The organism is Shewanella sp. Arc9-LZ (assembly GCF_010092445.1).
In the GTDB taxonomy this organism is placed as follows: domain Bacteria; phylum Pseudomonadota; class Gammaproteobacteria; order Enterobacterales; family Shewanellaceae; genus Shewanella.
Window position 1 is genome coordinate 4,341,082 of sequence record NZ_CP048031.1, and the last position, 11,839, is coordinate 4,352,920.

12 protein-coding genes are annotated in these 11,839 nt (G+C 41.1%); 7 read left to right on the forward strand and 5 right to left on the reverse strand.

The features are described from left to right. The first annotated feature begins 178 nt into the window (after positions 1–178). The 3 genes from GUY17_RS18685 (at position 179) to GUY17_RS18695 (ending at position 1,536) form a co-directional block, all read left to right on the forward strand. Complete coding sequence (locus tag GUY17_RS18685) at positions 179–637, forward strand: nuclear transport factor 2 family protein (protein WP_162023976.1); 459 nt, start codon at positions 179–181, stop codon at positions 635–637. 13 nt (positions 638–650) lie between these two features. Further along, positions 651–1,100 (forward strand): DUF1499 domain-containing protein, encoded by a 450-nt coding sequence (locus tag GUY17_RS18690; protein WP_162023977.1) that lies wholly within the window; start codon positions 651–653, stop codon positions 1,098–1,100. 244 nt (positions 1,101–1,344) lie between these two features. Then, positions 1,345–1,536, forward strand: coding sequence for a DUF3185 family protein (locus GUY17_RS18695; protein ID WP_101085056.1), 192 nt, complete (start codon positions 1,345–1,347; stop codon positions 1,534–1,536). Positions 1,537–1,757: 221 nt separating this feature from the next. On the opposite strand, the gene GUY17_RS18700 is transcribed toward GUY17_RS18695, so the two are convergent. The 4 genes from GUY17_RS18700 to GUY17_RS18715 all read right to left on the reverse strand — a co-directional run bounded on the left by GUY17_RS18700 (position 1,758) and on the right by GUY17_RS18715 (position 6,553). Next, the gene (locus GUY17_RS18700) at positions 1,758–2,354 is read right to left on the reverse strand and encodes a 2-hydroxychromene-2-carboxylate isomerase (RefSeq protein WP_162023978.1); all 597 of its coding nucleotides are present in this window, start codon (positions 2,352–2,354) and stop codon (positions 1,758–1,760) included. A gap of 469 nt (positions 2,355–2,823) precedes the next feature. Then, positions 2,824–4,587, reverse strand: coding sequence for a flotillin family protein (locus tag GUY17_RS18705; protein ID WP_162023979.1), 1,764 nt, complete (start codon positions 4,585–4,587; stop codon positions 2,824–2,826). A gap of 95 nt (positions 4,588–4,682) precedes the next feature. Next, the gene (locus GUY17_RS18710; RefSeq protein ID WP_162023980.1) at positions 4,683–5,321 is read right to left on the reverse strand and encodes an OB-fold-containig protein; all 639 of its coding nucleotides are present in this window, start codon (positions 5,319–5,321) and stop codon (positions 4,683–4,685) included. Positions 5,322–5,668: 347 nt separating this feature from the next. Continuing rightward, on the reverse strand, positions 5,669–6,553 hold the full coding sequence (locus GUY17_RS18715; protein WP_162023981.1) for an alpha/beta fold hydrolase: 885 nt from the start codon (positions 6,551–6,553) through the stop codon (positions 5,669–5,671). A gap of 537 nt (positions 6,554–7,090) precedes the next feature. On the opposite strand from GUY17_RS18715, the gene GUY17_RS18720 reads away from it, so the two are divergent. The 4 genes from GUY17_RS18720 (at position 7,091) to GUY17_RS18735 (ending at position 11,034) form a co-directional block, all read left to right on the forward strand. Then, positions 7,091–7,834 (forward strand): sulfite exporter TauE/SafE family protein, encoded by a 744-nt coding sequence (locus GUY17_RS18720; RefSeq protein WP_162023982.1) that lies wholly within the window; start codon positions 7,091–7,093, stop codon positions 7,832–7,834. A 127-nt stretch (positions 7,835–7,961) separates the two neighbouring features. Beyond that, positions 7,962–8,591: a flavin reductase family protein gene (locus GUY17_RS18725; RefSeq protein WP_162023983.1), complete on the forward strand. Its 630-nt coding sequence runs from the start codon at positions 7,962–7,964 to the stop codon at positions 8,589–8,591. 82 nt (positions 8,592–8,673) lie between these two features. Further along, a complete protein-coding gene (locus GUY17_RS18730) occupies positions 8,674–9,663 on the forward strand; it encodes a phosphotransferase (protein ID WP_162023984.1) in 990 nt (329 codons plus the stop codon). Positions 9,664–9,882: 219 nt separating this feature from the next. After that, on the forward strand, positions 9,883–11,034 hold the full coding sequence (locus GUY17_RS18735) for a GGDEF domain-containing protein (protein WP_162023985.1): 1,152 nt from the start codon (positions 9,883–9,885) through the stop codon (positions 11,032–11,034). Positions 11,035–11,114: 80 nt separating this feature from the next. On the opposite strand, the gene GUY17_RS18740 is transcribed toward GUY17_RS18735, so the two are convergent. Further along, a complete protein-coding gene (locus tag GUY17_RS18740; protein ID WP_101085042.1) occupies positions 11,115–11,618 on the reverse strand; it encodes a glycine cleavage system protein R in 504 nt (167 codons plus the stop codon). Positions 11,619–11,839: the final 221 nt, after the last annotated feature.

The following is an 11,839-nucleotide window of genomic DNA, read 5'->3' on the forward strand; positions in this document are numbered from 1 at the left end:
CTCAAATCCCTACCCCTTTGAATATTGAATTTTCAGAACGATGACTTTACGTTTATATTCTGTAGTTATACTTTAGCCCTCATAAAGTTTCTGTATTAACCGTATTTGACCGCCTATTTACAACACGCTTTGTAACTGAACCAGTGACCTTGTCACTAACCCATAAGGAATCGAAACGATGAAACAAATCTGCTTGGTTTTATTAGCTTTTTTCTCAATAGCTGCATTGGCTGATGACGTGATGTTAGCTGACACAATGAAAGCGCTTGATACTGCGGTGTTTGACTCATTTAATCATTGCCAAAATCTGCAAGAGCTAGATAAGCACGCAAGCTTTTTTTCAGCTGATGTTGAGTTTTATCATGATAATGGTGGGGTAACGTGGGACCGTGACAGCATGATTGCCAATACAAAAAATAATGCATGTGGTCATTACACCCGAAAGCTGGTTGAAGGATCTTTTAACGTCCACTCGATTAAAGATTTTGGTGCGATTACCGAAGGGGTACATATCTTTTGTCAAAATAAAACCAACCAATGTGAAGGTAAAGCTGACTTTGTCATGGTTTGGCGTAAAGTAGACGACAAATGGCAAATAACCCGAGTATTGAGTTATGGTCACCGTGAAAATAAATAAAAGGATATTAATAATGTACAAGCAGATTTCAATTATTACACTCAGCATGACGCTGTTAATGGGTTGTTCTGGCACCGTGCCTACTTTAGGCATTAATGATGGCCAGTTAATGCCATGTCCTGAATCGCCAAATTGTGTCAGTAGCCAACAATCAGCTGCAGATGAAGAGCATGCTATACAACCGATTGAGTTCGTCGGCACACGCCAGCAGGCGCAGGCAAAACTGTTGCACGTATTAAAGACTGCTGAACGAGCGAATATCGTCGTGGTTGAGGATGATTATATCCGAGTAGAATTTACCTCGCAGATAATGCGGTTTGTCGATGATGTTGAGTTTTACTTTCCGTCAACAGCATCCGATAAAATAACTATCCATGTTAGATCCGCTTCTCGTATCGGAGAGTCTGACTTTGGGGTTAACCGCGAGCGAATAGAACAGATTAGAAATAACGTCAAACTATAGTGACTGCCAGGTAAATAACAGGTTTGCTTGTGTCTATTTCATTTGGCTAAAAATGAAATAGATGGAAGCGATCATACCCAGAGGTTGGTCTGAGGCGTTCGTATACAGAGCCGTTATGTGTTTGGTTAGTTTCAGGTTATCTACTGCGACATGGTCAACTAAACGTCATCAACGGTGATATCATCAACTATTAGCTATCAACTATCAACTATCAACTATCAGCTCATCAAAGTCTGGAGTTAGCATGAATAATAAAATTATTGGGATTGTGCTTGTTATTGCGGGTATTTTTTTAGCGTTGTGGGGCTACAATATTTATGATGCAGCGAGCTCCCAACTTACCCGCGCCATAAGTGGTGATACACCTATTGAAGCCTGGGCTGGAATGGCGGGTGGTATTATTGCGGTTCTAATAGGTATTACAAAGTTGAAATAATGGTTGTGATTTTGCGTTGAAATCAAAATACTCAACCATAATGGCTATCAATTAATGTTTATTTATAGGCATGGTTATTGGTTCTAAAAACCGCAAATTAGCACCGCATAAACAGCTAAGGATTATGGTTTTTTACCTTTGAACGTTCATTACTATTGGCACCGGTAAAGGTTGCAGTAAATAACCACTGCAACCTTATTTTAGACCTCACCTAAATAACGTTATCCAGCCAGCTTGTCGTTAAGTAAATCGAGTCTATCTTGTCCCCAAAATGGCTCATTTTGATACACATAGGTCGGTACTCCCAACAAGCCTTTTTCAATAGCATCTACAGTATTAGATTCGTATATTACTTCGATTTCGGCTGACAATGCTTGCTGCACAACACTGTCGGCGTCGACATTGAGTGAGGTTAATATTTGCTTAATCACCGCTTCATCAGCAATGTTTTGATCTTTTGCCCAACATGCTGCCAGTACATTACCAACAAATTCACCGACAGCTTGTCCAGCTTGTTGTAACACAATTGTGCATCTGTCGGCCAGACTTGGGTCTGCAGGGAAAAAAGCAGGCTGTAGATTAAGGGTCAATTTGCGCTTTGTTGACCAACGAGCTAACTCAATTAAGCGATAGTCTTGTCGAGCTTGCAGGCGTTGTTTTACCGGTAACACACCTAATTCAGCAAATAATTTTGCCAGTTTAATCGGCTTATAGTCGATAGCAGCTTTGTGCTGTTCAGCCAACGAGGTAAAGGTGCTATGGCCTAAATAGGCATAAGGAGAAAGACTCGTAAAATAATAATCTATTGCTGTTGTCATGGTTCACATTACCTTTTTGGGCTTATTTGAGAGGCTGAGTCGTCACACTCGTGTATTTAGCTTATACCTAGCATTAACTGCTAATAGATAACTGATAACTGATAACGACCATAATACAATCATAACTAACAGTTAAATTCCAAGTACTATGGCTGAAAGTCTGCCTTCTGGCCACTGAGAAAGTTAATATAAAGTCTATGATAATCTCACAATAAACCTTAAAGAATATTAAGTCTCTCAACGATTAAGACCATAATGTCATAAGGCAGAACAACACAGAATCTGTTACAGGATCAATTGTTGTAACTCACTCTTTAGCTTAAAAAGTGTTTCACACTCCCGCTAAGTGACTGAGATTGAACATAGTCGGCATAACGCTGTTATAGAGTGATGCTGATAAATACAAAAAGTGCCAAAAGGCACTTTTTATATTTTAAAGAGGAAAGATACCTCTTTAGCAACTTAGCATTTATTGCGCTGGATTAATGCCAGGGATAACTTCATCCACACCAAAGCCTGTTTTGGCCGATTGAATGACATTAATCGCTTCAGATGTCAGTGCATTATTGCCTGTCAGTAGGTCATTTAAATTACCAGACTCTGAATTAACCAAGCCTAACTCTCGTAGCATAGCGTCAACCACAGGAGCATTAGCACGATAGTTTAATGCAGCAGTGGTTACTTGCTCTGCAATACCCCCCTGGGATTGGTTACCCTCGCCGTTACTCATTTGATTGCCCGTACCATAGCCTTGTAAAATCTTAATACCTTCAATTTTTTCAAGCGGTTTAACGGCTTGAGCAATAATGTCTGGTAAGGCTTTTAATATGGCTAATGATCTTTGCAGTGCAATTTGTTCGTTGCTCAGTACGTTTTCAGCTTCGTACTGTGCCCGCTTACCCGCAGCTTCGACTGCATAGATTTTCTCATCGGCTGAGGCTTTTAGCATCTTAGCGTCTGCACTGGCACGCGCTTCAATTAAAATGGCGCTAGCTCTATCTTCCGCGGCAACTTTTTCTGATTCAGCTCGAACCGTAACACCCACGGCCTCACGCTCAGCTTCTTTTCGGGCATCAATAACTTCAATGTCTTTACGACGATTAGCTTCAGCAGTTTGGCGCGCAGTAATAACCGCTTCTTCTTTTTCTACCTTGGTTTTCTCAGCTTCTGCAGCGCGAGCGCGAGCGGCTGACTCTTCTTCTGACTTAGCGGCCACCGCAATGCGTTTGTCTTGTTCAGATACTTCAATATCGCGTTGTTGCTGAATGCGTGACTGTTCAATAGACTTATACTTTTCAATTTCACGGGTTTCGATGTCTTTGGTTTTTTCAATTTCAGCCGTTTCAATTGCGCGCTCTTTGGCAATTTCGGCTTCACGCTCTTCGCGGGCTTTATTTTCTTTTTGTTTAATGATTTCAGCTTTTTGATCGGCACGTTTAAATTCAAGCGACTGTTGCTGAGCGAGGCGAGCTTCTTCTTCCGACTTTTCGATTTCTAACGATTCTTTTTCTGCTTCAAGATTACGCTGTTCAATTTTGATGCGGTTTTCTTGCTGAATATCGTTGGTTTCTTTACGTTTTTCTTCAATGATTTTTGCTAGACGAGCACGACCTTCGGCATCAAATGCGTTATTTTCATTAAAAAATTGCAAGTCAGTTTGATCAAAACCCGTGAGCGACACAGATTCTAATTCTAGGCCGTTTTTCTCAAGGTCATTGGCGACATTATTCTGCACTCGCTGGACAAAGTCAGCGCGCTGCTCGTGCATTTCGGTCATGGTCATTTCGGCTGCAACGGTACGCAATACGTCGACAAACTTTGATTCCATTAATTTTTTTAGTTCTTCAACACGATTAGTGCGAGTGCCTAACGTTTGCGCTGCCATTGAAATCCCTTCGGCATTTGGCGCAACACGTAAATAGAAGTCGGCTTTTACATCCACGCGCATTCTGTCTTTGGTGATCAGGGCATCTTTTTGATTTTTTTCGACTTCAATACGCAAGGTATTCATATTGACCGAAATCGTTTCGTGCAGCACTGGCAGCACAATTGCGCCACCATCTTTAATGATTTTCTCACCGCCGAACCCGGTACGAACAAAAGCCATTTCTTTACTGGCTCGTTTGTACAGTTTGGCAAAAATAAGTCCAATAATAATCAATCCTAATACTGCTATGCCAGCAATAAGGAGGACAAAGCCGCTTCCTGAATCAAAGTTTGTTAACGTTTCCATTTAATTTCCTTTTAAATACAACTGTGTTTTATCAAAAAGTGTCATTGGAATGACATTTTTATTTTTAGGGTATATCTCAATAAGATATTTTTAGGTTAACTGAATCTGGTTGCTGTCCAGACTTTGCCTTGATGAGCGATGAGTACAACATCGACGCCTGGCAAAAATTCGACATCGTCGTGTTCTGGTTCAACTAACACGTAGTGTTTCTGCCCAAATGTGTCCCGAACCACCGCTTCTGTCGGCATGCCTTTTATTGCACGACCTTGGGTTATCTTGCCGACACAACCGCCAAGCGCATCAATTGATATTGCTGAGGTTTCGTTTTTAGGGAGAATATTGGCAATACCATTACCAATAAAGTGGCTTGAAAAAAACATTATGACTATCGCAACAGGTACGGTGATGATTTGGGGTAAGAAGCTGCCAAAAAGTTGTGAATAGCCAAAGTTAATCACATACCCTGCTATCGCAAAACTACTTAACGCTAATACAAACCAGATAAGTAACGGTAAGCGATTAAGACACAGCCAACCCAATATACCGGTCATCCCGGTAACAGATACCGTGGTATCAACATCTGTATCTACATCGAGTGAAAACCAATTATCAAGTGCACTAAATACACTTAAGCCTGCAATCAAGGCGATGATTTCGAACATCCCCAATATGACCACAATAGCGAGCGCAATTGAAAAGGGTATATTTGCTTGAGCGACTAAAAAAGCCTGCATTGTTTCTCCATAAACCTAACGGGTTAAACTCCATTTGATTGTAAAATATCATGTTATTTTGCAGGAGGATATGAGCGAATAATAATTCCGGATGCTTTTTGAGATGTAAGCCTACTATTATGGATAAATCGGAACAATTTTGATTCGACAATACTCAAACAAAACCGCGCGCATAAAGCAGTGATGCCATAATTGTTGAGAACAATCTAAAACGTAAGTTGAGTATTTTCAGCGCTTCGACACGACGTAAACACAAACGATACTGCAGACTAATGCAGTGATCTGAGGCCGTGTTATTTGTACGTAAGCTAGCTCTTATTGCTATCTCATAATGCCAACTCTTATTGCTAAGTTATTTGCTTAGTACGACTTAATCTAAACTGTAAGTAGGCAGCGATAATGGCATTCGCGTCTTCGACTTGTGGGTAATGCCCCAACGTAGGCAGTTCGGTTACATCTGCATGAGGAATCAATTTACGATAATGATCGATCATGTGTTGGCCCGAGATCGGATCTTTAGCCCCTGCGATCAACTTGATCGGTATTGTACTGTCGATAATCGCCCCAACCCAACGTTCGCGGTGTTGTTTACGCTGGGTGATATAGTTAATCAATTTATGCATTACCGCTAAGCCATTATTGTGGTTAAGCAGTTGCCATAAAGCGTCGATAACCTGTGGCGTAGGCGGTGTCGATGGTCCAAATATACGTTGTAAATTAGCAGCAAACTTTTGTTTGTTAATTAACTTAGACACCAGAGGCCCTAATGGAGACAGTAACAAGGTTTGAATGAGCAAAGGTTTGTGGGTTTCGGGAAACAAACCCCCATTAAGAAAACACACACTGTTAATACTCAATGTACTGTTGCCATCAAGTTGTCTTGCTAACAACTCTTGCGCGACCGTATCACCATAGTCATGGGCTAAAATATGATAATGGCTAACGCCAAACTGCTGTAAAACAGCTTCATAAATATCGGCTTGCTGACTGATTAAATAATCAACATTTTTGGGTTTGTCTGAAAATCCAAAACCCAACATATCAAGAGTTACCACAAAATAGTGTTGAGTTAACTCATGCCACATACCTTCCCAATCCCAACTTGCGCTAGGGTAACCATGAATTAGCAATAACGCTGGTGCCGTTCTATCACCCGCTTGACGAGTAAAGATCTGCTGATCGTTAATAGACAAAAATTGCCCCTGCTGTTGCCACTCGCACAGTTCGATCATGACGATATTTTCCGCTAAATAATGAGTTTAGATAACAGAATCACACATCATCCCCATATTGGCTAGTCTGTTTTTATGGAAATTAATCCATAAAAATTAACTTAATTACACTTAAATTAATGATAAATAAATACTTAAATTAGCCAGCATTTTTCGTTCCTTTAAATCATCACGAAAGTAGTATTTTTAAGCATTGGACGTATACTTATTAGTATTCCCTCGTAATGACGGTAAACTTATTGATGCAAATGCTAGCTGACCCACAAACACTGCATGATAATCTTAAATTGCTATACCGTAGCGCCATTCCTGGTATCGCAATTACTGCTCTCACAATCACTTAACCACCTACTAATATAAAACTAAATGTTCTGTTAATTTATTGTCTGATTAATGGGCGCTGGTGCTATGATTCCAGTTTATTCGACTTCAGTTAAACCACACATAAAGTTAAGCTTTTTATTTTAAAGAATAAAATATTAATGATCAGCTATTAGCCCAATAGTTATTAACTGATTAACATCGCGAGGAACGTCAGTGTTAACAGATCCATTGTTTTGGTTAGTCGCTATTCCAGCGGTATTAATCACCGGGATGTCAAAATCAGGCTTTGCTGGCGGTGCAGGCGGATTAACCGTGCCTTTACTTGCCTTGGCCATTAGCCCAGCAGCAGCCGCGGCAGTGATGTTACCGCTATTGGTTTACATGGACTTTCTAAGTGTGCGCTCTTGGTGGGGAAAACAAAATACGACCCAACTGTGGATTTTGTTGCCTGCGGCCATTATCGGTATTGTGGTGGCTTATCTGCTATTTGATCAACTTAACGAGCAGTATTTACGCGGCTTATTAGGGGTTATTTCGTTAGGATTTGGTGTTTATGGTTTGACATTAGGAGAATGGTCACAACGAAAACCATCCTCTTTTATCGGCCGAGTTTGCGGCACAATTGCTGGCTTTACCAGTTTTGTTGCTCATGCCGGTGGGCCACCATTAAATGCCTATTTAATCCCGCTGCGTTTAGTTAAAACAGAATACTTAGGCACTGCGGTGGTATTTTTTGCAGTAGTGAATGCTGTGAAGTTAATTCCCTACAGCATGCTAGGACAAATTAACCTTAGTAATTTATTAGTCTCTGCATCATTGGCGCCCATTGCCTGGATTGGGGTAAAACTCGGACTGCGCATTCAAGATAAGTTTGATGAAAAACAGTTTAAAAAAATCATCCTCAGTTTAATGATCGTGGTAGGTTTACGCTTATTGTGGACGGCACTGATACCATAATTGATGTGGTAATATTTATGTATCGCGTTGATTCATAAATTGAGCTATCAAATTGAGCCATCCAATTTAAATCATCGTAATATTTGATACCGCTATAACAAGCCCAACAATATAAATAAGGTAAAATATGAGTGCTGATAATCGCTATTTTTATGAACCCAGCAAAGGTCATGGTCTGCCACATAACCCACTTAATGCCATTATAGGCCCACGTCCCATTGGTTGGATTGCCTCTCGCAATGCTCAAGGCCAGCGAAATCTAGCGCCTTATAGCTTCTTTAACTGCTTTAATTACGATCCGCCAATTATCGGCTTTGCCAGTACAGGTTGGAAAGACAGCGTCGCCAACATTGTTGAAACTGGCGAGTTTGTATGGAACTTAACTACCCGCAGTTTAGCCGCGCAAATGAATCAAACCTCTGCAGCATTGCCCCGTGGCACTGATGAGTTTGAATTTGCCGGATTGACACCAATAGCAGGCAACATTGTTAAGGCTGACCGCATTGCACAAAGCCCGGTCAGCTTCGAATGCAAACTGTCGCAATGCATTCAGTTAACCGCAGCTAATGGTGACAAAATTGATACTTGGTTAGTGCTTGGTGAGGTTGTAGCTGTACACATTGAAAAACACTTGCTGAGCCCAGAAGGAATTTATCAAACAGCATTAGCTGAGCCTGTTTTGCGCGCAGGTGGACCATCGGCTTATTATGGTATTTCTGACGAGTTACGTTTTGATTTGCATCGCCCGACTTTATAAGTTGAATAAATGATGGATGCTAAACGATGGATAATGAGCAATTTGCTTCACATTAGCCAGAAACAGCCTTAACGAGATAGCTTTGAAAATTCCAAATAGTATTTTACAAACAATTAGTCAGGCGATTTCGGCAGATAGAATCACTCATATTGAAGTGATTCAACCGCTTTGGGGTGGTTATGGTCAGTTATTTAGGGCTTATGTAACGGGTAAATCGTACTCGTCAGTGATTGTGAAATATGTCTGTTTACCTCAACAGGAATCGCATCCTAGAGGTTGGAATACGCCACTGTCGCATCAGCGTAAATTGCAGTCGTACCAAGTGGAAGTGAATTGGTATCAGCACTATGCAAATCTTCATACACAGCAGAGATTCAGTCCTCTGCCGCGTTGTTTGTATGTAGACCAACAAGCCAATGAAACCCTGTTAGTGTTACAAGACTTGCATACCCTGGGATTTACTCAAGTAAGAAAAACCACCACATCTGAAACCGTACTCGCTTGTTTAACGTGGTTAGGGCATTTTCATGCTAAATACATGCACGTAGAACCAACAGGACTTTGGCCTGTCGGCACATACTGGCATCTAGATACACGACCAGACGAGTTAGCCGCTTTAGCCGACAGCCCGCTTAAGTCGGCAGCCCATCTCATCGACGATGCCTTGAAACAATGTCCATTTCAAACCTTGGTGCATGGAGATGCCAAATTAGCTAACTTTTGTTTTAGTCAGGATGACCATGCTGCAGCTGTCGATTTTCAATATATCGGCCAAGGTTGCGGCATGAAAGACGTGATCATGTTACTCAGCAGCGTATTGAGCTATCACGAACCAGAAGCGTTAATTAATGGCTATCTTAATCATTATTTTGCCGCGCTAACCCAAGGCCTAGCTGAGTGTCATCCGCTAATCAATCCGCTTGAGGTACAACAGGCATGGCGACCTTTATATTGTTTAGCCTGGGCTGATTTCCAGCGTTTTATTAAAGGTTGGAGTGTTGAGCATTTCAAAATCAACCCATATACCGAAGCGCTAACCGAGCAAGCGATAAAACAACTAGCCACAGCCTAACGCTCATTATTGCTGATTAATTAACCACCTAAAGGCTATTATCTTATCCCAATTGGCTAAGGCTGCTATTGCCGTCTACAGTTGATAAACACTGTAGTATTTGTTGTCATCCATCGGTTATTTATTACCAACAAACACTGCAATCCTCTGTCTAATTCGAGTAAACATAGCTTCGTTTTGGGTTTGTATAAACAAAGCCATAAGCTAGGAAGTCACCATATGGAAAGTCCGTTTACGTATATTTTAATCACCTTGTTTTTTTCTAGCATTCTGCTGTCGATAATCTTTTTCATGACCTGGAAAACCATGGGTAAGCAAAAATATGCGTTGATGTTTTCTTTGTCTTTTTTAGCCTCGACTGTGCTGTGGGCTAATAGTTTATTTAAAAGCCTATTTCTTTCTCATAACCTGTATTGGATGATCGGCTGCAGTGTATCCATGCTGTCGGTGGTGCTCGGGACATGGGGACATTGTTTACGCACTAACACTAAAATCCACCCTGCAACATTGCTTGGCCTAGGCGTATGTGGGATGGCGCTAACCTATTACTTTACTTATATTAGCCCACATCTAGGCTTAAGAATGTCGTTGTATTTATACGTTGATGTGCTGTTGTTGATGATCACTAGTGTGGTGATTATTAAGCATCGCACCAAATCACGGCCAGCCGAAATTGGTGCGTCGTTAATGCATTTCATATTTGCCATGTGCATATTTGTTGCAGCGAGTATCGCGCTATTCCAAGGTAAAGAGATGGATGTGGAACTTATCAAGCTCTACGCCATTGTTAACTTTACCGCCCTACCTGCGGCTTATGTTGGTATGTCAGTATTTGTGATTTATATGCTGGCTTCTGATTTGGCCGAAGAAATGAAGTTGCTGGCGATGACAGATTCATTGACTGATTGCTTTAATCGTCGGGGATTTTATAGCCACGCAAAACAAAAATTACTTGAGCTACAAAAGCAGCCGCAACATGCATGCCTCATTTACTGGGATATTGATAAGTTTAAAGCCATTAACGATCAGTTCGGCCATGCTGGCGGCGATCAAGTATTAATCAGCATTACCCAGTTAATTAAACAACATATAAAAAAAGACGACTTAATCGGCCGCATGGGCGGTGAAGAGTTTGTTATATTGATCGAGCGCAGCAATTATCAAGAGTCTATCAATGTTGCCGAGCGATTAAGAGCCATGATTAACCAAACACCTATTGTTTATTGCGGCCAGCAAATTAGCGTAACCGCCAGTTTTGGGGTCGTTGAACTCAGTAACCAAGACATAACGATAGAGCAAGCTATCGATCTCGCCGACAGTGCGTTATATCAAGCCAAAAGCAGTGGCAGAAACAAAGTGGTGTTTAGCTAACCTCCGTAAAGGATAACTAACCCTTTGTGAATCGAAGCCACTGCCTAAAACGATGAACGATTGCCCAGATTAAGAGAAGGTTAGTTAACTTCTATTCGAATATTATCGCTTAATGTTTCAAGCTGGGAAATTAACAGTGCGATAGTCACATTCTCCGGTAATCTTAATGTCAGCTTAGCGCTGTACACCGTTTTACCTAAACTAGTGACTTGTACACGGTAACATTCTTGGTGGTCTACGCTGACTTCAAGATCCGCTAAAATTTGATTCATGTCATGGGTTAAGCCCGAGCGATCATTGCAATCTAAAGTGAGTTTACATTCTGGCGATAGATGTTTAGATTCACGATCGTACTCAGCATAGACAAACGTTAATTGTGAAAACTGCTGCTCTAATGCTTGTTTTAACGCCGCTTCCTTATCGACATCTATCATTACCCGCATCATGGCCACAAATTGTCCGTCGAGTTTAATGACTTTACTGGTTTCCCAACTTGCGCCTATTTCACGGCTAACTTGAGCAAGTGATTGCAGAAGATTGGGCTTTAAAGTCCCTAATACAGTAGTGATAAACCTATGTTGCATATAACCTCCGATACCAATAAACCACAATGATGTTGGTATATTTAATGTGGTTTTAATTAAAGCCTAATTACAGACTAGCTATCACGCGAAAGCACGTCTGTGTTCTAGCACACAAATCAAACAAATGAGTTGTCATCAGCGACCAAACATAGCAATAGATTATGTCATCGAGCAGGTGAAAATGGTTGGTATCATGCCCAACGTTATAGCAGAAGAGAGCC